The following is a 22,867-nucleotide window of genomic DNA, read 5'->3' on the forward strand; positions in this document are numbered from 1 at the left end:
GGTTCGAGGTATGCTGCGCCGGCCGTGACCGCGCCAGACTCCGCCCTCGCCCCGAGCCCGCTCGCAGCGAGGCCGCGCCGCCTCGGCCCGCTGATCCGGTTCTACGACGGCTGTCTGCGCAGCCGCCTCGGCGCGCAGGTGGGCAAGCTGCTCGCCGTGCTGGTCGCGATTGGGCACGCCATCGCGCTGCCATTTGCGGCTCGGGCTGCCTCCGGCGACGCCGGCGACGCGGTCGTGGTGAACGCGCTCGGCTGGCTCACCTGGCTCGGGGCGGGTGCCATCGCGCTCTCGGCCGTGGGCCGCGGCAGCGACGAAGCGCCGGCCCGGGACCTCGCCTCCACGCGGGGCTTCTCAAAGCGTTCGATGCGCACGGCGGAGCTCTTGGCGAGCGGGCGGCGCACGCTGCGCGTCGTGGGAGTACCTGCGGTGTTGCTGGCGCTCCTGGCGATGGGGCTGTCACGCAGCGTCCCCACGCTCACTGCTCGCGGCCTCTTGCTCCTCGGGGTGCTGGGCTTCGTGAGCGTGATCGCGGCGCTGGTGGCCGGTCTCGTGCGGCTCTCCCGCGCGCTCGGCCCGCACCGGCCGCGCGCCGCGCTGCTCGCGCTGGTGGTCCTGCCGCACCTGTTGCACGAGCTGTTTCCCCGGGTGCCGAGCGTCCCCGCGCTGACCAGCTTCCTGACCACGCAGCTCCTTGGGATCGGAGCGTTCTTCAAATGAGCGCGCTCGAGCTCGAGGGTGTCTTCGCCGGCGCGCTGCAAGGCGCGACGCTGGCGATACCTGCTGGGCTCACGGTGGTGCTCGCGACGCCCGCCGACGGCGGCTCCGATCTGCCGCTGGTGTCGGGGGGCCTGCTCGTCCCACGCCGGGGCACGGTGCGCATCGGCGGTCTCGATCCGGCGCGCTCCCCCGAGGTGCGCGCTCGTCTCGGCCTGGTGCTGGCGGAGGAGTCGCCGTTCGCCGCGCCGAGCCTCCTCGAGGCGGTGCGGCAGATGCTCGCTCTGCGCGGCCAAGCCTCGGATCCAAGGGTCTTGCTCGACCGGCACGGCCTCGGCGCCGTCAGCGGAGTCTCCCCGGAGAAGGCCGGCGCCCAGGCGCGGCGGCACCTGGCCTGGGCGCTGGCGCTCGAGCTCGTCGAGCCGCACGCGCTGGTGGTTCACGAGCCGCTCTCGCTCGGCCCCCTCGCCAGCCGCGAGCGCACGCGGACTGAGCTCCTGGCGCGCGCCGAGTCCGGCGTGCCGGTGCTCGTGGTGACGGCGAGCCCGCGGGACGCCTCGGAGCTGGGAGGCTCGCTGGTGCTGCTCGACCGCGGGCGCTTCGTGCGCCGTCCGGGACCGCCGCTGGCGACGGAGCTGGTTCCCGGCGCGAACGCCACGCTCTGGCTGCACACTCCTGCCGCGCGCGCGCTGGCCGGGGCGCTCGTCGGCGATCCCGCGGTCGCGAGCCTCGAGTGGGACCAGGGGGAGATCCGGGTGCGTGGTGCCGACGTGGACAGCCTCTCGCTGGCGGTGCTCCGGCACGCCCGCGCGCTGAACACGCCGCTGTCGTCGATCGGGATGGCGCTGCCGGCGCTTGAGGAGGTGCGCGCGGCGACGGCCGGGCTCTGGCGCGCGGCCTACGACGCCGCGTTCCGCACCGCCACGGCCCAGGCACGCGAGCGCGAGGAAGCGCTCGCCCGCCAGCGTGCGGCTTCGGCGCCACCGCCGCCTCCGAGCACCGAGGGAGGCTCCGGCACATGACCGCCTTTCTCGCCGGCGCGCGCTTGGTCCGGCTGCGGCTCCTCAGCGTGGCCAGCCTGCTCGGCTTGGGCGTCGCGCTCCTGTCCGTGTTCGTGGTGGCGCTGCTCGAGCGCCGCGCCGGGTCGATCGTGGCCGCGGATCGGGCGCTCACCGGGGTGGCGCTGGGGTTCGTGCTGCCGCTCTTGGCGCACGGCACCGTCGCCCGCGCCCTCGCCGGGGCGCGTCTGGACGCGGCGCTCGGCGACATCGGACGCTGGGGCGGCGACCGGCGGGCGGGTGCGCTCGGAGTGGCGCTCTCGCTCTCGCTGGTGCTGGGCCTGGCGGGCGCGCTGATCGCGGTGCTGGCGGTCGGCGTCGTCCGGGCGCCGGCCGATCCGTTGCTGTGGCGCGACACGCTGACGAGCGCCTGGATCGGCGCGCTCGCCGGTGCGAGCTACGCCGGCTGGTTCTGCCTGGGCTCGACCCTGGGCAAACGCGGAGGCGGGCGCGGCGTGGTCTTGCTCGTGGACTGGATCGCCGGCGCGAGCGCGGGAGCCGCCGCGTTGTTCTGGCCCCGGGGGCACGTCCGCAACCTGCTCGGCGCCGAGCCCGTGTTGGCCATGCCACAATGGACCGCGACGCTGGCGCTCGTGGTGCTCGGCTCGGCCTACGTGGCGCTCTCGGCGTGGCGCGTGCGCCGTTGATCACTCGCCGCAGCTCGCAGGCAGAGTCAGCGTGCCGTCGGCTTGCCGTAGCTCGATGCCTTCGGAGCAGACGTCTTCCGGGGCCTTGGCGTAGTGCTCGTCGTAGAAGCGACGAAACGCGTTTGGGTCGAAACAACCCGCGCGCAGCGTGAAGCCCCAGGCGCTCGCCGCCCAGCGCACGTCGAGGAGCGGATCGGGCAAGAGCAACACGCGCTGCCCGCCGGGGCAGCTCGGATCCGCGGGCAGCCCCTCCAGAAACTGCTCGGCGTCGGCCACTTCGTCCGGGCAGCCGTCGGCGCAGTTGTAGCCGAGCACGACCGCGCCGTGCTCCAGGTTGTGTACCCAGAAGCCGCGGGGAAGCGCAGCGCGGTAGGCCCCGTGCGCCGCCCAGTTCTGGTAGTGCTGGCCCGACGAGGGCGGGTTCGACTGGTAGCTCACCGGGTAGCAGTCCGGGACGTGACCCGCCCCCTCGAGCGGCTCTGCCGCGCTCACCGCCTGGCAAACGCTGTCCGAGCCGTCGGGCAGGTCGCTCATCGCGCCGCAGCTCGTCCCGGAGAGCGCGAGCAGGACCAGGGCGAGGCGTCGGGTGGTCACGGCGGCAGTCTACCCCCGGATTTCGCGGATTTGTCGAGAGCTGGTCCGTTTCGGGACGGCGCGCTAGGCTCCCGCGGCCGTGAGGGGCATCGTCCTTCAATCCGAGAGCTTCGAGGCGCTCGCATTGCAGATGGAAGTCGGAGGCGACGAGCAGGAGCTCGAGCTGCCTTGCACCGACGGCCTCAAGGACGGCGAGTGGGTGCTGGCGACCTTCTGCGTCGGGGAGGACACCACCGCCGTGGCGGCCTGCGTGGTCGATCGCGGTGACGGCCTGCGCTTGGCGTTCACTGATCGGGACTGGTCGAGGCTCTGGCAGTTCGCGAACTCGATGGAGCCGCCCACCATCCCACCGCCCAGCATGCCGCTGCCGGCCTTCGAGATCCGGGCGCCCGAGGACGCCAGCGTCCTGATCGTGGACGACGACTCGGACTTGCAGAACGTGGTCTGCGCCATGCTGCGCGCGGCGGGCTTTCAGGCGGCAGCCGTGTCAAGCGCGGAGGAGGCCTTCGACTCGCTGCGCGAGTTCCGGCCCGACCTGATGGTGCTCGACTGGAACCTGCCGGGGATGAGCGGCGTGGACTTCTGCCGGCGCCTGCGCAAGGAGCCGCGCATGAACCGGCTGCCGGTGTTGTTCCTGACAGCGCACTCCTCCACCAGCGACATCGTCGAGGCGTTCGCTGCCGGAGCCGACGACTTCGTGAGCAAGCCCTTCCGCGCGCCCGAGCTCGCCGCCCGCGTCCTCGGGCTGATCCGGCGCGCCCACATGCCGCCGCCGTCGGTCAGGGGCGGCGGCAGGCCCGGCTGACGCTCACTGCTGTTCCCGGAAGGCTTCCGCAGGGCGCAGCCGCGCCGCGTACATCGCCGGCCAGACGGTGGCGAGCAGGCAGACCAATACCGCGAACACACCCACCAGCGAGAAATCGAGCGGCTTGACCTGAACCGGCAGCCGCGAAATGAAATAGACCTTCGGGTCCAAGGGGAAGCCGTAGACCAGGAGCCCCTTGCAGAACAGGAGGCCGAGGCCGAGGCCGATGGTGGCGCCGATCAGGCCGATGATGGCGCCCTGGTACAGGAACGCGCGCAAGAGGTCCCCGTCGCTGGCCCCCATGGCCTTCAGCACGGCGATCTCCTTCTTCTTGTCCAGCACCACCATGATCAACGTGGCGATGACGGTGAACGCAGCGACCACGATGATCAGCGCCAAGACGAGGCTCATCAGGATTTGCTGGATGCGCAGCGCCGTGAACAGGCCGTGGTTCAGCTCTTCCCAGTCCATGGTGTGGTAGATGCCGTCGGCCAGCCGCTCGTCGAGCTTTCGCGCCACGTCGCGGGCCGCCTCGATGTCGGACACCTTCATCTCGATGCCGGTGACGCTGTCGCCGGAATCGCCGAACACCTGGGCCTCGTAGAGATCGGTGTAGACGAGCTTCGAGTCGTACTGGTCGAAGCCCGCGTCGAACACCGCGATGACGCGGAACTGCTTGGCCACCGGGGCCAGAACGGCGCCGTGGGAATAGGCGTATCCGACGGTCGGAGAGGTCACCTGCACGCAGGAGCCGAGCTCGAGCTTCAGGTTCTCCTTCAGGGTCTTGCCCACGATGATCCCGGGCAGCTTCTTCACGCTCTCCGGATCTCGGCAGGGATCGGGATCCACGTCCGCCGGCAGCAGATCCTCGTCCGGGAGCTCGCTGCCGAACCCGCCGTCGGGCTCGATGGCGCCGGCTGGGGCGCCGCCGTCGAGCTCGTCCTCGGGAGGCTCGTCGTCGATCTCGCTCACCCCGGCGTCGCTCTCCGAAGGGGCGCCGGCATCGGCCCGCGCCGCTCCGGCGTCGGCGCCGCTGGGAGCTCCAGCGTCGTCGGCGAGCGCGAGCTCCTTCTCGATCTCGAGCATCAAGGGGCTCTTGCCCCCGTCCGCGCCGCTCTTCTTCGGCGCCGGCGTGGGGTCGTCGAACAAGCTCTTGCGCCGCCGCTCCGGAGGCTTCGCGTCGGTCAGGCGCAGGCCCTCGACGTTGCCTTCGACGATGTGGCGCGGCAGGTCCAGCACGGTCGGCATGCGAGCCGGATCGACGCCCTTCAAGAGCACGCCGGTCGCCGTCTTCTCCCCGTGCGTCACCATCATCGGGTTGATCACGAAGGGGGCGATGCCGGTGATGCCCGGCACATCCTCGACCTTCTTCATCACCTCGCGGTACTCGCGAAAGTCACTGGAGTACTTGAGGATCAGGACGTGCGCGTTCACGCCCAGGACCTTCTCGCGGAACTCGGCGCGGAAGCCGCCGGTCACGCTCATCACGGTCGCCAGCGCCGCCACGCCCAGGGCCACCCCGAGCACCGCGAAGATGGTCCCCACCGAGACGAAAGCCCGCTTCTTGGAGCGCATGTAGCGGACGGCGAGCTCCAGCGGGAATCCCATCTTGGCGGCCCATGTAGCAGACGGTGCGCTGCGGACGACAGCTCAAACTACCCGCGCATTCCCGCGCCCTTACGTGGGCCCGCCCCGTGCCCCGGCGGATGAACCCCTGACCAGTGCTCCACTTTGGGCGCCCTCGGCTCAGCACGTCCCGAAAAGTGGAGTAAGATTGGACCGTAGCGTAGCTTCGTCGGAACCGCCCAGGATGAGCGAGGGCAGCGAAAAACGGGTGCCGAGCCCGGTGGCGGAAGCCGCCACGGCGCACCCCACCGAGTCGGGCGGAATGCCCCAGGTGGCGCCGCTGAAGCTCGTCACCGTGGTGAACTCCTCGATGGTCGACATCGAGTTCGAGACCAGCCAGGTCACGCGCGTCCCCACCGAGAAAGAACGCACCGACCCGTACATCGGCACGACCATCGACGGCCGCTACCGCGTGGAACGCATCTTGGGCGAAGGCGGCATGGGTGTCGTCTACCGCTGCACCCACACCATCATCGGCAAGAAGGTGGCGATGAAGGTGCTGCGAGCGGATCTCGCGCGCGACAAGGAAGTGACGGAGCGCTTCCTCAACGAAGCGCGCTCCGCGTCGGCCATCGGCAACGCGCACATCATCGACATCAGCGACTTCGGGCTCCTGCCGGACGGCTCCACCTACTTCGTGATGGAGTTCCTGGAAGGGGATCCGCTGACGAAGATCGTCGAAGGCGGCAAGCCGGTGCCGGTCGAACGCCTGGTCAGTATCGCGCGACAGCTGGCCGAAGGCCTGGCGGCCGCCCACACCGCGGGCATCGTTCACCGCGATCTGAAGCCCGACAACATCCACCTGATCAGCCGCGGTGGAGAGAAGGACTTCGTCAAGATCCTCGACTTCGGCATCGCCAAGGTCTCGACCAGCACCGAGGGGCGGCTCACCCGCGCCGGGGCCGTGTTCGGAACTCCCCACTACATGGCGCCGGAGCAGGCCGCTGGCGCGCCGGTCGATCATCGTGGGGACATCTACTCCTACGGCGTGATCCTGTACGAGCTGGCCAGCGGCAAGGTCCCGTTCGACGCCGACAACTTCATGGGGATCCTGACGCAGCACATGTACAAAGCGCCGGTCCCCATCCGCGCTCTCGTGCCGCAGCCCCAAGAGGTGCCGCCGGGCCTCGAGGCCATCGTGCTGAAGTGCCTCTCGAAGCGTCCGGAGCAGCGCTACCAGTCGATGGAAGAGGTGCTCGCCGATCTGGACAAGCTCCGCGCCGGCGCGATCCCGGCGGCAGTGCCGGAGATGATGAACCGCTCTGGCGGGTTCAACGTGCCGGCTGACTACTTCAAGACCGGCGTGCAGGCAGGCATGCCCGCGCCGATGCCGGCGTCGCCGCTCGAGCTCGGGGTGGTGCGCTCGAAGTGGCCGCTCTACGCCGGCATCGCCGGCGTGCTCACCGCGGTGGGGATCGTCGGCGGCATCTTCGCCTTCGGCTCCGAGGGCACCGCGAAGCCCGAGCCCACGGCGAGCGTCGCGCCGCCGCCGCCCAAGCCGGAGCCGACGCCGGAGCCGCCGAAGGCCGCGAAGAAGCAGGTGGTGTTGGCCATCGAGCCCATCGACGCGCAGGTGTTCTTCGGCAGCGAGAGCCTCGGGCAGAGCCCGGTGGTGCTCGAGCTCTCCGAAGGCGAGAAGAAAGAAGTCGAGATCAAGCGTGACGGCTTCAGGCCGAAGAAGCTGACGGTCGACACCTCCGAGGCGAAGCTGTCGGTGAAGCTCGTGCGCATTCCCGGCGTGCGCTACATCCCACCGGTGAAGAAGCCCGAGGAGAAGAAGCCGGCCGGCGGCAAGACGGGCGGCGGCAAGACGGGCGGCGGGGACCCGGCGATCGTCGACCCGTGGAAGTGATGCCCAGCGCGCGGAGGTGCGTGCCGTGAGCGAGCTGCTCGAACGCTCGCTGCCGGACGCGGTGCGCGGCTTGTGCAAGCGACTCCGGGAGGCCGGCTATCGTTCCTGGGTGGTGGGGGGATGCGTGCGGGACCAGGTCTTGGCCGAGACACGCGGCCACGCCGACGCCGCGGTCCGCAACGACTGGGATGTGGCCACGAACGCCCTCCCCGAGGAGGTGATGCGGCTGTTCCGCCGGGTCATCCCCACCGGCATCAAGCACGGCACGGTGACCGTGTTGCTCGACGACGTCGGCTACGAGGTCACCACGCTCCGGGGCGAGACGACCTACTCCGACGGCCGGCGTCCCGACTCCGTGTATTTCGTCGACGACATCGTGGCGGATCTCGCGCGCCGGGACTTCACCATCAACGCGATGGCATACGACCCGCTCGAGCGCTCGCTGATCGACCCCTTCGACGGCATGGACGATCTGCGCGCGGGGGTGCTTCGTGCCGTGGGCAACGCGGCCGAGCGCTTCGCGGAGGACGGGCTGCGCGTGCTCAGAGCCGCGCGCTTCGCCGCGACGCTGGAGGTCGAGATAGAGCCGGAGACTGCCCGCGCCATCGAGCCCTCGCTCTCCAGCTACGCGAAGGTCAGCCCGGAGCGGATCCGCGACGAGTGGATGAAGGCGATGAAGGCCCGGCGCCCCAGCCGCGCCTTCGAGGTGATGAAGGACCACGGCATGCTGGCGATCAGCGCTCCGGAGCTGCTCGAGTCCGTGGGTTGCGAGCAGAACCGCTACCACAGCTTCGACGTCTGGGGTCACGCCATGGCTTGCCTGGACGCCTGCCCGCCCAGCGCCGTGCTGCGAGTCGCCGGGCTCTTGCACGACATCGGCAAGCCGCGCTCGCGTGCCTTCAGCGAGAAGACCAACGACTACACCTTCTACGAGCACGAGCGCATCGGAGCGGAGATGGCCGAGCCGTTGCTCGCCCGGCTCCGCTTCTCGAACGACGAGCGCGAGCGCGTGGTCGGGCTCGTGCGTCACCACCTGATCTGCTACGACGACTCCTGGTCCGACGCGGCGGTGCGGCGCTGGATCCGGCGCGTTTCACCGGAGCTGCTAGCCGACCTGTACGAGCTGAACCGCGCGGACGTGCTCGGCAAGGGCCGCGATGCCAGTGAGGACCTCGACCACCTCGCTGCGTTGAAGCAGCGGGTCGCCGCGCTGATGGCGGCCGGTGCGGCGATGAGCGCCAGGGATCTCGCCGTCAACGGTCACGACCTGATGGAAATCGTCGGGATGAAGCCAGGTCCCGGGCTCGGCAAGGTGCTGGCGGCGCTGCTCGACGAGGTCATCGAGAACCCGGAGCTGAACCAGCGCGAGCCCCTGCTGGAGCGGGCGCGCCAGCTCGCGGAAGGAGAGAGCGCGTGAGGCGCGGTGGTTGGGCTGTCGTTCTGGGGCTGTTTCTGAGCGGCTGCGGCTCCGACGACCAGGCGGAGCAGGGCGAGCCGCTCGACATCCCCGCCGGTTGCAGCCCCATCTCCGCCGAGTGGGACTGCATGCTCCCGTTCCCCTCGGACTTCTACCGCCTGCCGGACGAGACGCTGCCGGGCGGCCACCGGGTCGCCCTGACCGAAGCCGCGACGCCGCGAAACGCGGACGGCGAGCTGGTCGATCTCACGCTCTTGCACCCGAGCGACGGCTTCTCGCCCGGCTCGCAGATCCTGCTCTACCTGCCGGGCAGCGTGGGCTCGAGCGGGCTCACGTTCCACACGGACGACATCTCGAAGTCCCTGAACGCAGCGAGCGCGACCTTGCTCGTCGACACCGAGACCGGCGAGGCCGTGCCTCACTTCGCCGAGACGGATCCACGCGCGGAGTCCGACGACGATCGCGGACTGGTGATTCGGCCGCTGGTGCGCTTGGCGGACGCACGCCGCTACGTGGTGGCAATCCAGAAGCTCGCGGATCCGAGCGGCGCGCCGCACGTGGCCCCGGAGGGCTTCCGGCGCATCCGCGACCGGCAGACCTCGGGGGATCCCGTGCTGGGCCCGCTCGCAACCCGCTACGAGCAGGAGATCTTTCCGCCCCTGAACGCTCTGGGAGTCACGCGGCAGGACCTGCTCCTGGCCTGGGACTTCACCACGCGCACCGAGGAGAACGCGATCGGGGACATGCTCGCCGTTCGCGCCGACGTCCTCGAGTATCTGAAGAAGCCCCCGGCGTTCAGCATCGTCTCCAGCAAGGACGCCGTTGGCCCGCACATCTGGCGGCAAATCGAGGGCAGCGTGAAGGTGCCGCTCTACGTGGAAAAGGACGCGCCCTACGCCGCGCTCAGCCGCGACGCGAGCGGCAAGGTCGTGCCGAAGGGCGAGGTGGACGTGCCCTTCACCGTGTTGATCCCGCCCAGCGTCGGCACCCGGCCGCCCGGCTCGCCCCCGGCGCGGTTGCTGCAATACGGTCACGGCTTCTTCGGCACGCGGGCGGAAGCAGAGGGGCACCCGGCGGAGCTGGCCGACGAGAAGGGCTTCGTGGTCGTCAGCGCCAACTGGGTGGGCATGAGCGAAGAGGACCGCATCAAGGTCACCGACGCGCTGCTCGGCGACACCCAGAACCTGATGCGCTTCACCGATCGCCTGCACCAGGCGATGGCGAACTTCATCGTGGTGGGTGCGCTGGCGCAGACCGCCCTCGGCATGGCCCCCGAGCTCCAGACTCCGGCGGGGCCGGCCTACGATCCCACCAGGCTCTATTTCCACGGCAACAGCCTGGGCCACATCCTGGGCGCGAGCTACGTGGCGCTCTCGCCCAGCATCGAGCGCGCGGCGCTCGGCGTTGGTGGCGCGAACTTCTCGTTCATGATGTTCCGCGCCCAGCCGTTCAACCTGTTCCTGCTCCTGATGGGCGAAGTCTTCGAGCGCAAGCTGGACCAGCAGCGGGTGAGCTACCTGGCGCAGCTGTCGTTCGACCGGATCGACCCGATCTTCTACGCCTCGCGCCTGCTCTCGGGCACGCTGCCCGGCTCGCCCGCCGAGCGCCGCCTGCTCATGCAGATCGGCATCGGCGACCCTTCGGTGCCGCCGCTGTCCGCCGAGATCTTCGCGCGCTCCCTGGGTCTGCCCACCCTCGCGCCCGCGCCGCGGGACATCTGGGGCGTCGAGGCGAAAGCCGGAGCCATCGACGGTTCGGCGATCGTCGAGTTCGACTTCGACATCGACCCGGAGCCCGGCGTGCAGGCCATTCCGCCGGTGGCGAACAACCCGGTGCACGAGGCGGTGCGGCGCTTGCCCGCGGCCCGCGAGCAGCTCAGCCGCTTCCTGAAACCGGGGGGCAAGGTCGAACCGACCTGCGACGGCGTCTGCGATCCGGAGTGACCTGAGAGTTGCGCCGCGACGCCGCGACGCCGCGGAAGAAGGAGATTTCCGTGTTCGGAGGAGACCGGAGAGGGGCTGGTCGGGCTGACGAGCGGGGACCCCGTAGGAAGAGAGGGACGCCGCGGTTGCTCTTGTCTTGTGAAACTGACGAGGGCCCTTCCGACCCGGAAGCCCTGATCAGGTCGGTTGACGTGCTGGGATCAGCGCTCGGGGGAACAGGAGCATCGCAGGGGGCGAAGCGATCTCGGGTTTGAACACCAAGATGTTCTTCTTCTGCTACTTTTCTCGTGGCTTTCGTGGCGCAGTGGCGTTCGTGGCGCAAGTTCTCCGACGCGCTCACTGAGTGACAAGAACGGCTCAGCCGCTGGTCGCGGGCTTGGGGGCGCCGAAGATGCTGGCAGGGCGCTTCTTCTCTTTGTCGCGCGCCGAGCGCTTGTCGCTCCAGGTCGGGATCACCACCCGCTCCCGCGGGGGCAGCGGCTCGCCGGCGATGGCGGCCGTGATCTCCTGGGAGTCGAGGGTCTCGCGCTCGAGCAGCGCTTCGGCCAGGCGATCGAGCTTGTCGCGGTTCTCGGTGAGCACGCTCAGCGCCAGCTGGTGCTGCTCGTCCACGATGCGCCGGAGCTCCTGATCGATCTCCTTGGCGGTGTCCTCGGAGTAGTCCTCGCGGCGAGTGGTCATCTCGCGACCGAGGAACACGCTCTCCTCGTTCTCGCCGTAGGCGACCGGGCCGAGCTTGTCGGTCATGCCGAGCTCGCAGACCATCGCTCGAGCCAGCCGCGTCGCGCGCCGGATGTCGTCCTGGGCGCCGGTCGTGATCTCGTTGAACACGATCTCCTCCGCCGCGCGGCCTCCGAGCGCCATGGCGATGCGCGCCAGCGTCTGCTTGCGGGTCATCAGGTGCCGATCCTCCGTTGGCAGGAACTGGGTGACGCCCAGCGCGGCTCCACGCGGAATGATGCTGACCTTGTGCACCGAGTCGTTGCCTTCGACCATCTTGCCGACCAGCGTGTGCCCGGCTTCGTGCCAGGCCGCCGTGCGACGTTCCGCCTCGCTCATCACCATGCTGCGGCGCTCGCTGCCCATCAGGACCTTGTCCTTGGCCAGCTCGAAGTCCTGCATGGCGACGGCCTCTTTGTCCTGGCGCGCCGCCAGGAGCGCGGCCTCGTTCACCAGGTTCTCGAGATCGGCGCCGACGAAGCCGGGAGTTCCCGCCGCCAGGATGCCGAGGTCGACGTCGGTGGACAGGGGCACCTTCTTGGTGTGGACCGCCAGGATGCCCTCGCGCCCGCGCACGTCGGGGCGGGGGACGATGATGCGGCGGTCGAAGCGGCCGGGGCGCAGGATGGCCGGGTCGAGCACGTCGGGGCGGTTGGTCGCGGCGATGATGATCACGCCTTCGTTGGACTCGAAGCCGTCCATCTCGACCAACAGCTGGTTCAGGGTCTGCTCGCGCTCGTCGTGGCCGCCGCCCAGGCCAGCGCCGCGGTGCCGGCCGACGGCGTCGATCTCGTCGATGAAGATGATGCAGGGGGCGTGCTTCTTGCCCTGCTCGAACAGGTCGCGAACGCGGCTCGCGCCCACGCCCACGAACATCTCGACGAAATCCGAGCCCGAAATGCTGAAGAAGGGCACCCCGGCCTCGCCGGCGATGGCCCGGGCGAGCAGCGTCTTACCCGTGCCGGGCGGGCCCATCATGAGCACGCCCTTGGGGATGCGCCCGCCGAGCTTCTGGAACTTCTTCGGGTCCTTGAGGAAGGCGATGATCTCCTCGACCTCGTCCTTGGCCTCGTCGATGCCGGCCACGTCGGCGAACGTCACCTTGTTCTGCGACTCGTTCAGCAGGCGAGCCCGGCTCTTGCCGAAGCTCATGGCCTTGCCTCCGCCCGCCTGGAGCTGCCTCATGAAGAGGTAGAACAGCACGAGCAGGAACAGCATCGGCAGGAGGATGGTCAGCGTCGTCGTCAGGAACGGATTCGACTCGTCCTTCTGGTAGGTGATGCGGACGTCGTACTTGAGGAGCTCCGTCGCGATCTCGTCGCTGGCCGGACCGATGCTGATGCCGCGCTCGACCGGTCCCTTGGAGGTCGGGTTCTTGATCTGGAAGACGTACTCTCGGTCCTTGATCTCGACCGCCTCGACGTGGCGCTGGTCCTTCGGTGCCTTCACGAGCGCGATGAACTCGTTGAAGGGCATGGGCTGCTTCTGCGGCCCCTCGGGGCTCAGGAACTGCCAGATGGCCAGGAAGGCGACGATCAGGACGACCCAGAGCAGGAGGGTCTTGTGGGGCTGTTTCACTCTTGGACCTCGAGACGAGAAGACGACGAATAGCAGAATTCAGGCGGGTGACCGCGGGCCGAGCGCCCGATGGGGAAGCATACGATTGAGAGGCGGGGTCGTCGATTTGGACGGCCCGGGGACCGATCGGTATCAGTCGTTCGGGCCAACGAGAGGTGATTAATCACTTTTCCGCCTGTTGGCAGCCCCTCTGGGCGTCGCCCCTACGATCTGGGGTGCGCCCGAGCTGGGGTCGAGGCGGATCGCGAGCCCCCCCGCCAGCCAAATTTGCGCGTGCGCGTCTGGCTTCCCCAGCAGCCGGACGAACGCCCGGGTCTGGGCTCGGCCGAGCGGAATGGCGGTGCCGTCGGGACCCCGCAGCTCGGGGGGTGATTCCTGAGCGAGCTGATCGGCGAGCGCGTTCAGGTGCTCCACCACGCGGGGCGACAGGGATTCCATCAGCGGCAGTAGCTCGTTGCGCACCCGGGTGCGCGCGAAGCGCGGGTCGTCGTTGCTGGGATCGCTGGCGAACCGAATGGCGTGCCGCCCGAGGTGGGCCTGCACATCCGTTCGGCGCGCTCGGATCAGCGGACGCAGCAGGTCGCCGGTCCGCGGCGGGAGCACGGCGAGGCCCCGCGGACCCGAGCCACGGAGCAGGCGCAGGAGAAAGGTCTCGGCCCGATCGTCGGCGTGGTGCGCGGTGGCCAAGAGCTCGGCGCCGGCGGCGTCGCGAACGCGACGGAGCTCCCGATAGCGGGCCGCGCGGGCTCGGGCCATCAGGTTCCCGCCCGGCGAGACCGCGATCCGCGAGCGCTGGAACGGCACGGCGTGAGCGCGGGCCAGCTCCTCGGCGAGGTCGAGCTCCAGGGCGGCTTCCTTGCGCAGACCGTGGTCGACGCCGTGCGCGAAGAGCTCGAAGTCGAGGCGCTCTCGGAGCCGCGCGAGCGCGTGCAGCAGGGCCTGGGAGTCCCCGCCCCCGGAGACTCCGAGCAGAATGCGCGCACCTCTGGGCAGCCCACACTCGGTCCTGAGAGTTCGCTCCACGAGCTTGAGCACGGTCGGCGGGTGCGACCGCCGAGCGCGGGTCATGCGAGCTCGAAGTCCTTGCAGAAGGTGACCTCGTCTACCCGAGCCAGGTCGACGCCGTAGTGTGCGGCGACCGGGTAGCCGTTGCCGCAGGCGCGCTGGTCGCTGGCGAAGTGCGCGCAGTGGTCGCAGGTGAAGCGGAGCTCGAGTGCGCTCGCTTCACGGCGCAAGCGCTCGTCGACGACCGTGATCAATCCTTGCACCTGAGCGTTGCCCAGCCGCCCGTCGCGTCGCCATTGGCGAGCTTCGACTTCGAGACCCAGGTCACGACCACGCGCTCGCGGGCTGCCGCCATGGCGATGTGCGTCCCGTCGAAGGTCGTCAGGTTGTTGGGACCGAGCGAGACCGGGAAGTCCATCGAAACCACGGGCTTGCCGGAGAGGCTGCCGTCGGCGCCGTCGAGCCGGTGTACCGTGATGCCGCCGGCGCGGCCCTGCGCCACGAACAGATGGCTGCGCAACACGGTCAGAGCGCCGCCTTGGACCGTACCTGCACCGACCACGAAGGGCGCCTTGGGGGTGACGGTGCCGCTGAGGTACTCCGCGGCCTGCACGGTCATGCCGGCTCCTGCCGGGATCGCCGCGGCGACGCGGTTGTTCCAAGCCGTCAGGGCTGCCCACGGCGCCGCCTGCGGGAGCGAGAACTCGGCCGACAGGTTCAGCGTGTCGGTGGCCCGGTCGCCTACCTTGACCAGCGTCACGCTGCCGCCGTCGGTCTGCACTGGTGCCAGGAACGCGCGCACCTGCGGGCTGGTCGCGACCTGAGCGTAGGGGATGTCGGCGTCGCCGAAGGGGCGCGCGATCGGCACGACGGTCTTGAACACCGCACCCTGGAGCACGACGCGCTCGACCACCGGCGTGGTGTCCGTCAACACGCGGTAGATGAGCTCCCATTCACCCTCGGTCGCGGCGGGGGCGAGGGGGTTTCCCTGCGCCATCCACAGCTCCTTGAAGGCGCCGTTGCGCGGACCGGAGGCCTGGTCGACCTGCCCCTTGGAGGAGAAGGGAATGAAGACGGCGCCGGCGCCTTTGCCGCAGTCCGGCAGGCTCGCGGTCATCATGCCGAAGCCCTTGGCGTAGGCCATGCCCGTGCCGTCCACCGGCTCCTTGTTCGAGCAGCCGCCGAGGTCGAAGATCTGCGCGGGCGCGATCTCGCCGTCGTCTTTCAGGAACGACAGCACACCGCGCAGCGCGTCGCCGTCCTGGTCGCGATAGCCGATCACGAAGCCGTCGTCGGTGGCCACCACGGACGGACCCGACACGAGGGCCGTGGGCGTGATGGGCGGCGGCAGCTTGCCCGCCTTGTCGATCACCAGGCTGCATCCGCCCGGATCTGGCGTAGCGGGTGTCTTGCAGGCGCCGGTCTGGCAAGTCGTGGGCGGGAAGCAGCCGCCGCCCTTGAGCAGCTGGCAGTTGCACTTGGCTTCCTTCGGGTCGTCCCGGTTCGACCAGTCGCAGGCGGCGATCTTGACGCCGCTGATGCTCTCGAGATCGGCCTCAGTGCAGCCGTAGCCCAGCACGGTGCAGTCCTTGTCCCGCAGAATGACCGCGAAGCCGAACGTGGACTGCGGCAGCTCTCCGACATCGGGCAGCGCCGCGTCTGCCGCCACGGTCCAGGTCTTGTTGGCCTCGCGAGTGTCGCCAGCCGCCAGCTTGTCGTCCCCCGGGCAGGCGTTGGGGAACACGGCGAACTGAACGAAGTCGGCTGCCTCGCGGAACGAAGTGCCGTTGCCGCTACAGGCGTCGAGCAGCTCGATGGACACCGCGCGCTGCTTCGCGCACGAAGACGAGAAGACCGAGCCAAGTAAGAGCACCAGGGCGACCGAGCCCAATTTCCTCATGATTCATTCCATCGTTACGCGGCGAGCGGTGGTCTGCCCAGACACGATCGTCACGCTGAGCGACTTCTTGATTGCGCCTTTGCGCAGCCCGACCCCATGGGTGCCAGGAGGCAGAGCGGCGCGCACCACCGGCGAAGGGCCCAGGCTTCGTCCGCCGGCGGAGACCGCGTCGCAGCCGGGCACGCACATCACGGTCAGGTAGCCGGGCTCACCCTTGCCGGGTGTGGGGGTGGGCGTGGGGGTCGGCGTCGGCGTCGCCACCGCGGTGGCCTTGGGGGTGGGGGTCGGCGTCGGTGTCGGCGCGGGCCCGACCGGCTTCTGGGTGGTAGTAGCCGTTGGTGCGGTGGCGACGGCGCCTTCCTTCGGCAAGCTGTCCGGGTTCACCGCTTCCGTCGTGGCTGTCGGGACCGGGACCGGCGCCGACGTCGGCGTCGGCGCGGGCGTCGGGCCAACCGCCACGGTCGGGCTCGGCGCCGGCGTCGGGGCCACCGTCGCGGTCGCCGTCGTCACCGGGCGCTCCTTGGGGCTGTCGGTGATCTTCAGCACGACCAGCGCCGTCAGGGTCAGCGCGATCAGCGTGGTCGCGGCGGCGATGACGGCGATGAGCACGCTCGAGCGCTGCTGCTGCGCGTCAGTCTGGAGCGCCGGCGCCGCCGTCTGCATCGCGGCGTAGGACGGTCCCGGGAAGCCGATGCCCTGCGGCGGCGAGGTCATCCCCGGCATGTGCGGCGACGAGTGCTCACCCATCAGCAGCGTGGGCGCCACCACGATGGCGTCGTCCGGGCTCGGCGCTGGCTGGCGGCTCTTGGCCGGCTCGTGCACGGTGCTGATGGTGTGGGACTCCTCTTCGGTGTCCATCACCGTCGTCACCAGGTCTTCGTCCTCGGCGCCGTAGTCGTGCATGATGCCCGACGCCGGCGGCGGCGCGGCCGCAGGGCTGGAGCCGAAGGCGGGCAGCGGCGCCGTGACGCCGGGCGGCGGCCCGAGGCCGAGCATGGTCGGCTTGGGCGGGGCGCCCGCGGCAGGCGGCGGAGCCGCGTGGGGTGACGACCCTTGCGGGCTGACGACGCGAGTCTTGGCGAGCTCGTCGTCCTCCTCCGGCTCGAGCAGGTCTTCGGTTCCGGTCTGGCTCGTAGTCTCGAACTTGGGCAGAGGCCGAGCCGCCGGCATGGGCGCGGTGGCGGCCAGCGGCCGAGGCGCCGGCATCGGCGCGGGGCGTGGCAGCGGCGCGGGGACCGCACGCGCGTGGGACGCCGCGGGTGTCGGTCCGGTGGTCTTCACCGGCGCGCCCGCCGCGGGCCGCGGACCGCGGGGCACCTCCTGCACGTCGGACTCGAAGGTCAGGAGCGAGCCGTCCTCTCCAACGGGGGGCTGGGCGTTCTCCAGCGACTCGAGCGAAACCGTCTGAGTGACCTCTGCCGCCCACTGCAGGTGCGCCTCACGCTTCTGGAAGCGATCGGAGAGCACGTGCTTCACGTAGGCGCCGATCTCCTCCGGCCCGACGAAGGCGCCGGCGCGCATCACGTATTGCTGCAGCGCGCGCGACATGTCGCGGGCCGACGCGAAGCGCTTGTTCGCGTCCTTGGCCAGCGCCCGCATCACGATGGACTCGAGCTCGACCGGGTAGTTGTCGATGATGCTGGACGGAGGCGGCACGACGCACGCCTGCACTCGCTCCAGTGTCTCCAGGTCGCTGTCCATCCGGAACAGGCGCCGCCCCGTGGTCAGCTCCCAGAGCACGACACCCAGGGCGAAGATGTCGGTGCGCCGATCGATGGAGACCCCCTGGACCTGCTCGGGGCTCATGTACGCCAGCTTGCCCTTGAGGGTACCAGCGCGGGTGGTCGAGAGCCTCCCGGTGACCTTCGCGATGCCGAAGTCCACGACCTTCACCGCGCCGTCGTAGGTGAGGAAGAGGTTGTGCGGGGTGACGTCGCGGTGGACCAGGTTCAGGAGCCTGCCGTCCTTGTCCCGGAGCTCGTGGGCGGCGTGCAGGCCTTCCGCCGCGTCGGAGATCACCTTGGCGGCGAGCTGCGGGCCCATGGGTGGGGCGCCGCCTTCCTCCACCGCGCGCATGATCTCGCGCATCGGCTCGCCATGTAGGTACTCCATGGCGATCCAGTACGTGTCGCGTTGCTTGCCCAGGTCGAAGACCTGCGCGACGTTCGGATGCGAGATGCGCGCGGCGATGCGCGCCTCGTCGAGGAACATGCGGATGAACTGCTCGTCCTCCGCCAGGTGGCGGTGGATGCGCTTGATGGCGACCCACTTCTGGAAGCCGCCGGGGCCGTCGGCGCGCGCCAGGTGCACGCTGGCCATGCCGCCCACGCCGATCTCGTCCACGACGCGGTAGCGGCCGAGGAAATACGTGCCGCCGGACGGAACGCTCGGCTCGCTGCCCTCGGCCATCCGGCGCTCGCGATCGCTCGGGGACGACCCCCCGAGCTTCGGGCGCTGCGGACCACCGGGGACCAAGTCGTTCGCCATGCTACTTCTTCCACGCCGGTGAGCCGACGCTCACCTCGTCGGGCTTGCGTGTGACCGCGTAGATGACGATGCCGCCGACCAGCAGCGCACCGCCGATGATCCAGGGCAAGGGACCCGCGAAGAAGTCGTTGCCTTTGTCCTTCTCGGGTCGTTTGGTCGGCTCGGGAGTGGGCTCTTCGTCGTCCATTCCGCCTTCGCTGGCGCGCGTCCCTTCGACGCGGATCTTCCCTTCGGTGACCGTCCAGGCGTTGTTCTGCGCGTCCACGGCCGACGCCTTCACCTTGAGCCGCGCGCCCGCCATGGCGACACGCTTCGGGAAGTCGAAGGTGAGCGACGGCTCGGCGCTCTTCTTGCGCTTCCACTTCTTGCCGCTGACGGGGTCCTCGATCGCCACGACGACCTCGCTGACCAGCACCGCGAAGCCGGGCGGGATCTCCGTCTCCAGGGTGAAGCCCTGGCTGGCCGGGACCGTGTCGGGCGCCTTCAGCGTGATGCTCAGCTTCTCCCCGCCCTGCTGCTGGGCTTCCTTCCGCGCCTGCTGGAACAGCTTCTTGGCCTTCGGTCCGCTCTCCGCCGGCAGCTCGAAGTTCGGATCGATGGCCGCTGCGACGCGGAACGCGCTGAGAGCGCCGTTCGTGTCGTTCAAGGCGGCTTTGACCGTGCCGACGCGCGAGTGCGCGATGACCACGTCGCCGGGTTCGAGGCCGCCGGCCGCCAGGGACTGCTCGTAGAGCTCTTTCGCCTTTTCCAGCTCGCCCTGGTGCCAGGCCGTGTCGGCCTGGCCGAACGACTTCGGCGCCGCCGCCACGGGCGCGGCAGGGAGTAGAACCAGCGACGTGACACCGATGAAGATGCACGCCGCGACGAGCAGGGCTCGCGCTCGGGAAACCATCAGAAATCCTTGAGAAGCGTACCGGGCCCGGGGGGCTGGATCAACCCAAGCGACCCGGCTCGTCGAGTCTAGCACGCGACTTCGGGGGCCGCGGCCCGAGGACCGGTGTGCGACAGTGTATGGACACGAGCCCCGGGGCTCGGGACCCTCATGGAAACGGCTGCGCTGGTTGCCCGCGCTGGAAGTAGAAGCGGAACCAGCCCTCGACCTGGCTAGTGCGCTCGGGGTCGATGTCCCCGCTCGGCAGCACGTGGCGCGGATCCGCGAAGCTCGCCGAGAAGCGCGCTTCCGTAAGTCGATCGTCGGAGCTCTCTTCGTTCGGGTCACCGCTGAACAGGGCGTCGAACGTGATGCTGCCGCTCATCGAGTAGAGCGTGCCGTTCTGCTCGTGACAGGTGTCATGGAGGTACAGGGACAGGTGGACGAACGGCGGCTCCGGATCGAGCTTGATGGGCACGCCGGGCGGGCTCACGCCAGGGGGCAAACCGACCTTGAGGGGTTGACCCAGCGCCTCGTCTCGGATCTTGCCGACCTCCTTGACCAGCACGATGAGCCCGTCGGAGACCTCCTCCAGGTTGTCGCCACGCTGGATGCGGATGGTCTGCGTGTCCATGTAGGGGTTTGCGCCGAAGAAGGTCGGGTCGAGGCTGAACTTCCCGTTCCAGCAGTCCTCGACGTACAGGCGCTCGCTCGTGACCTCGCCCTTGCCCTCGGCGGTCGAACAGCCCAGGGCGGCGACTGCCAGCACGAGGAGCGCCGCCCGGGTCATGCCGACCCCCGTCGCGCGCTCTTCTTGATCCTCCCGCCGCCGAGCACGCGCTCTCCGTCGTAGAACACGGCGAACTGGCCCGGCACCACTGCCTGCACCGGCACCTCGAAGGCCACCTCGACTTCACCTCGGGGGGTCCGCCGGATCTCCGCGGCGTGGGGCTCGCCGCGATAGCGCACCGCGACCCCGGCCCGCAGCGGCAGGCCGACGCCCTCGGCGAGCGACAGCTCGTCGAGCTCGGCGAGCTCACTCTGCAGCTCCTCTCGCGAGCCCAGGCGGACGGCCGCCGAGTCCGCGTCGATGTCCACCACGAACGCGCGCTGTCCCAGCGCGACGCCCAAGTTCTTGCGCTGCCCGCGGGTGAAGCGGTGGATGCCGTCGTGCTGGCCTACCACCCGCCCCTCGGAGTCCACGATGGGGCCGGGCCGCAGTCGATCCTTGGCGCGGGCGTTCACCAGCTCATCGTAGCGGCCCGTGGGAACGAAGCACAGCTCTTGGCTCTCGCCCTTGCCGGCGCCGGGGAGCCCCAGGCGCTCGGCTTCGGCTCTCACCTCGTGCTTCGCACAGTCCCCGAGCGGGAAGTCGAGCCGCTCGAGCTCGGGTCTCCCGAGCATGTGCAAGAAGTAGCTCTGGTCCTTGGACGCGTCGCGGGCGCGGCAGAGGCGAGGTGCTCCGGCTTCTCGAACGATCCGCGCGTAGTGGCCCGTGGCCACGCGCTCCGCCCCGAGCTCGGCGGCGAGGTGGAACAACTCCTTCATCTTCACGCCGCGGTTACAGCGCACGCAAGGGCTCGGGGTCTCGCCGCCGAGGTAGCTCTCGACGAAGGGCGTGACGATCTCTCGCTCGAACTCGGCGCGCCGGTCGAAGGCGTAGTGCGGAATGCCCAGGACGTCCGCGACCCGCCGCGCGTCGTGGATGTCCTCCGGCGCGCAGCAGCGGCCGCGCACGCTACCGTCGTCGGGGTAGTCCCAGAGGTGCAGCGTGACGCCAACCACGTCCAGACCGGCGGCGACCAGACGGGCCGCCGCCACGGAAGAGTCGACCCCTCCGCTCATCGCGATCAGGACTCGGGTGGCCACGCCCCGCTCATTATGGCGAAGAATCCAGGAAACTCGCGCCGGCCTGCGGCCGAAGGGGGCCCATGATCGAGAAAACCCGCGGAAACGTCCGGACCGAGCTGCCCGAGCCTTCAGCACCGCGAGCTCGATCCCGGGCCCCGGAGAGCCTCCCGAAAGTCAGCGGCAGCTCCTTCGGCGAAGTCCTGGAGCGGCTCGGAACCCAGATCGACCGCGGCGAGGCGCTGGTGAAGCGGGCCGCTTCGGGGCGGCATTCGGGCATGGACGCCGGCGAGCTGATCGCGCTCCAGGCCGGTATCTACCGCTACACCGAGGCGGTGGACCTCGCCGCCAAGCTGGTCGATCGGTCGACCTCGGCGGTCAGGACCACGCTCCAGGGCTCCGGCGGCTGATCAGAGCCCGCGCAGGCGTTTGGTGAGGCGGCTCATCGCGCGCGTGTGCAAGCGGCTCGCCCAGCTCTTGCTCAGGCCCAGGTCCCGCGCCACGTGATCGAATCGCTCGCCCTCGAGGTAGTGGCGGCGGACCAGCTCCGCCTCCTCCTGGGGTAGCCCGGCGATGGTCTCCCGCACCAGGGCCGAGAGCTCGTTCTGCGCCGCCGCCTCCTCCGGGTCCAGGCCGCGGTCGATGCCCACGGCCTCGCCCTCTTCGCCGTGGGCGGTGCTGGCGACCAGCCCCATGGCGATGGCGGTGGCCATGCCCGCCAGGTGATCGGAGAGCGCCAGGTCGGCGTCCGCCGCGCTGGAGCCGGGTGGAGGCGGAGCTGCCAGGTCCTCGAGCGCCCCCTCGCTGTAGCGGGACCCGGCCGCCAGCCCCTGCAAGCGCGCGTGGATCCGCCGCGGCAGACGCGCCATGTCGCGCACGCCGTCCACGATGGCGCCCTTCACGCGGAAGTTGGCGTAGGAGCGGAAGGGTACCCCGCGCTCGGGATCGAAGCGGCGCGCTGCGTCGAGCAGACCCTCGCGGCCGAAGCTCATCAGGTCGCCGAGCTCGGCGTGTGGACCGACGCTCTTGGCGACTTGCCTCGCCACGATCTCGACCAGCTCGAGCTCGGCCTGGAAACGCGCGAGGACCTCTGGCGGATCGTCCTTCTTGGCCACCCGGCGGCGAGCCTAGCAACAAACCCGGGGGGCCCGGAAGCCGAGCCGCTGCCCGGTGCCGGGTCGGCCGAGCTGTGCCATAGTCCCCGCGTGTTGCGTTGGGGCCATTTCGCGCTCGCCTACGCCTTCCTCGGAGCGCTCTCCGCGGTGGTGGCGGTCGTGCTGCGTGCCGGCTCTCCGTTCTCGCACCCCGAGCCGCTGCTCTCGCTGGCCGAGCCCGCCCGCCACACCTACAGCGTGATGATGGGGCTCACGGTGGGCGCGCTGATCGTCATGTCCACGCGGCTCAGCGTGGCCCGCTTCGAGTGGGCGCGCCGCTTGCACCGGGAGCTGCGTCCGGTCGCGCGCGTGATGAGCACGCAGGGCATCGTCGCGCTCGCGCTGCTCAGCGCGCTGGGCGAAGAGCTGCTGTTCCGTGGGCTGCTCCAGCCTTGGATCGGTATCTTGCTCCAGGCCGTGCTGTTCGGCTTCCTGCACCAGGTGCGCGGGCCCAGCCGCTTCGTCTGGATGGCCTGGGCCACCGCGGTCGGGCTCTTGCTCGGCTCAATCTTCCAGATCACCGGCTCGCTGCTCGGTCCCATCGCCGCTCACGCCCTGGTGAACGGCCTGAACCTGGCCTACCTGAAGAGCCACGACCCGACGCCCGCGCGCCGCGCGCTCGGCGGGCTCCTGGGCTGAGCCCCGCCT

19 protein-coding genes and 2 pseudogenes are annotated in these 22,867 nt (G+C 70.0%); 9 read left to right on the top strand and 12 right to left on the bottom strand.

Annotated elements, in window-relative coordinates:
* The first annotated feature begins 24 nt into the window (after positions 1-24).
* From HS104_31220 to HS104_31230, 3 genes are read left to right on the top strand one after another with little or no spacing between them, the layout of a single operon-like run.
* Positions 25-717 carry a hypothetical protein gene (locus HS104_31220; GenBank protein ID MBE7484427.1) on the top strand — a complete coding sequence of 231 codons (693 nt, stop codon included), beginning with the start codon at positions 25-27 and terminating at the stop codon, positions 715-717.
* Positions 714-1,736: a hypothetical protein gene (locus tag HS104_31225; GenBank protein MBE7484428.1), complete on the top strand. Its 1,023-nt coding sequence runs from the start codon at positions 714-716 to the stop codon at positions 1,734-1,736. The genes HS104_31220 and HS104_31225 overlap by 4 nt, the downstream gene beginning before the upstream one ends.
* Complete coding sequence (locus HS104_31230) at positions 1,733-2,419, top strand: hypothetical protein (protein ID MBE7484429.1); 687 nt, start codon at positions 1,733-1,735, stop codon at positions 2,417-2,419. Before HS104_31225 ends, HS104_31230 begins: the two co-directional genes overlap by 4 nt.
* Here HS104_31230 and HS104_31235 read toward each other — a convergent pair whose 3' ends face one another.
* Positions 2,420-3,013 (bottom strand): DUF3105 domain-containing protein, encoded by a 594-nt coding sequence (locus tag HS104_31235; protein MBE7484430.1) that lies wholly within the window; start codon positions 3,011-3,013, stop codon positions 2,420-2,422. It abuts the gene before it with no gap.
* 79 nt (positions 3,014-3,092) lie between these two features.
* Here HS104_31235 and HS104_31240 point away from each other — a divergent pair, with 79 nt between their 5' ends.
* Entirely contained in the window at positions 3,093-3,818 is a 726-nt protein-coding gene (locus HS104_31240; GenBank protein MBE7484431.1) for a response regulator, read from the top strand.
* A 3-nt stretch (positions 3,819-3,821) separates the two neighbouring features.
* On the opposite strand, the gene HS104_31245 is transcribed toward HS104_31240, so the two are convergent.
* Positions 3,822-5,426 carry an ABC transporter permease gene (locus tag HS104_31245; GenBank protein ID MBE7484432.1) on the bottom strand — a complete coding sequence of 535 codons (1,605 nt, stop codon included), beginning with the start codon at positions 5,424-5,426 and terminating at the stop codon, positions 3,822-3,824.
* 280 nt (positions 5,427-5,706) lie between these two features.
* Here HS104_31245 and HS104_31250 point away from each other — a divergent pair, with 280 nt between their 5' ends.
* The 3 genes from HS104_31250 to HS104_31260 are packed head-to-tail and all read left to right on the top strand — an operon-like array spanning position 5,707 to position 10,656.
* Positions 5,707-7,296 carry a serine/threonine protein kinase gene (locus tag HS104_31250; GenBank protein MBE7484433.1) on the top strand — a complete coding sequence of 530 codons (1,590 nt, stop codon included), beginning with the start codon at positions 5,707-5,709 and terminating at the stop codon, positions 7,294-7,296.
* Positions 7,297-7,312: 16 nt separating this feature from the next.
* Complete coding sequence (locus tag HS104_31255; GenBank protein ID MBE7484434.1) at positions 7,313-8,713, top strand: HD domain-containing protein; 1,401 nt, start codon at positions 7,313-7,315, stop codon at positions 8,711-8,713.
* Positions 8,710-10,656, top strand: a complete 1,947-nt coding sequence (locus HS104_31260; protein MBE7484435.1) for a hypothetical protein — start codon at positions 8,710-8,712, stop codon at positions 10,654-10,656. Before HS104_31255 ends, HS104_31260 begins: the two co-directional genes overlap by 4 nt.
* 357 nt (positions 10,657-11,013) lie before the next feature.
* Here the strand turns inward: HS104_31260 and HS104_31265 are convergent, their stop codons facing one another.
* The 9 genes and pseudogenes from HS104_31265 to mnmA all read right to left on the bottom strand — a co-directional run bounded on the left by HS104_31265 (position 11,014) and on the right by mnmA (position 21,062).
* On the bottom strand, positions 11,014-12,954 hold the full coding sequence (locus HS104_31265) for an ATP-dependent metallopeptidase FtsH/Yme1/Tma family protein (GenBank protein MBE7484436.1): 1,941 nt from the start codon (positions 12,952-12,954) through the stop codon (positions 11,014-11,016).
* Positions 12,955-13,113: 159 nt separating this feature from the next.
* On the bottom strand, positions 13,114-14,022 hold the full coding sequence (gene tilS, locus HS104_31270) for a tRNA lysidine(34) synthetase TilS (protein MBE7484437.1): 909 nt from the start codon (positions 14,020-14,022) through the stop codon (positions 13,114-13,116).
* The gene (locus tag HS104_31275) at positions 14,019-14,213 is read right to left on the bottom strand and encodes a hypothetical protein (GenBank protein ID MBE7484438.1); all 195 of its coding nucleotides are present in this window, start codon (positions 14,211-14,213) and stop codon (positions 14,019-14,021) included. Before HS104_31275 ends, tilS begins: the two co-directional genes overlap by 4 nt.
* Positions 14,210-15,859, bottom strand: coding sequence for a hypothetical protein (locus tag HS104_31280; GenBank protein ID MBE7484439.1), 1,650 nt, complete (start codon positions 15,857-15,859; stop codon positions 14,210-14,212). Before HS104_31280 ends, HS104_31275 begins: the two co-directional genes overlap by 4 nt.
* A 200-nt stretch (positions 15,860-16,059) precedes the next feature.
* Positions 16,060-16,156 (bottom strand): annotated as a pseudogene (locus HS104_31285) (energy transducer TonB).
* A gap of 1,263 nt (positions 16,157-17,419) precedes the next feature.
* Positions 17,420-18,346, bottom strand: a pseudogene (locus HS104_31290) (serine/threonine protein kinase).
* A 1-nt stretch (position 18,347) separates the two neighbouring features.
* Positions 18,348-19,238, bottom strand: a complete 891-nt coding sequence (locus tag HS104_31295) for a tetratricopeptide repeat protein (protein MBE7484440.1) — start codon at positions 19,236-19,238, stop codon at positions 18,348-18,350.
* Positions 19,239-19,386: 148 nt separating this feature from the next.
* A complete protein-coding gene (locus HS104_31300; GenBank protein MBE7484441.1) occupies positions 19,387-20,007 on the bottom strand; it encodes a hypothetical protein in 621 nt (206 codons plus the stop codon).
* Positions 20,004-21,062 (bottom strand): tRNA 2-thiouridine(34) synthase MnmA, encoded by a 1,059-nt coding sequence (gene mnmA, locus HS104_31305; protein ID MBE7484442.1) that lies wholly within the window; start codon positions 21,060-21,062, stop codon positions 20,004-20,006. The genes HS104_31300 and mnmA overlap by 4 nt, the downstream gene beginning before the upstream one ends.
* Before the next feature lie 86 nt (positions 21,063-21,148).
* Here mnmA and HS104_31310 point away from each other — a divergent pair, with 86 nt between their 5' ends.
* A complete protein-coding gene (locus HS104_31310) occupies positions 21,149-21,475 on the top strand; it encodes a hypothetical protein (GenBank protein MBE7484443.1) in 327 nt (108 codons plus the stop codon).
* Here HS104_31310 and HS104_31315 read toward each other — a convergent pair whose 3' ends face one another.
* Positions 21,476-22,180 carry a sigma-70 family RNA polymerase sigma factor gene (locus tag HS104_31315; protein MBE7484444.1) on the bottom strand — a complete coding sequence of 235 codons (705 nt, stop codon included), beginning with the start codon at positions 22,178-22,180 and terminating at the stop codon, positions 21,476-21,478. It abuts the gene before it with no gap.
* Between the two features lie 90 nt (positions 22,181-22,270).
* Between HS104_31315 and HS104_31320 the strand changes: the two genes are divergently transcribed.
* On the top strand, positions 22,271-22,858 hold the full coding sequence (locus tag HS104_31320; GenBank protein ID MBE7484445.1) for a CPBP family intramembrane metalloprotease: 588 nt from the start codon (positions 22,271-22,273) through the stop codon (positions 22,856-22,858).
* Positions 22,859-22,867 lie beyond the last annotated feature (9 nt).

The organism is Polyangiaceae bacterium, assembly GCA_015075635.1.
Taxonomy (GTDB): domain Bacteria; phylum Myxococcota_A; class Polyangia; order Polyangiales; family Polyangiaceae; genus JADJKB01.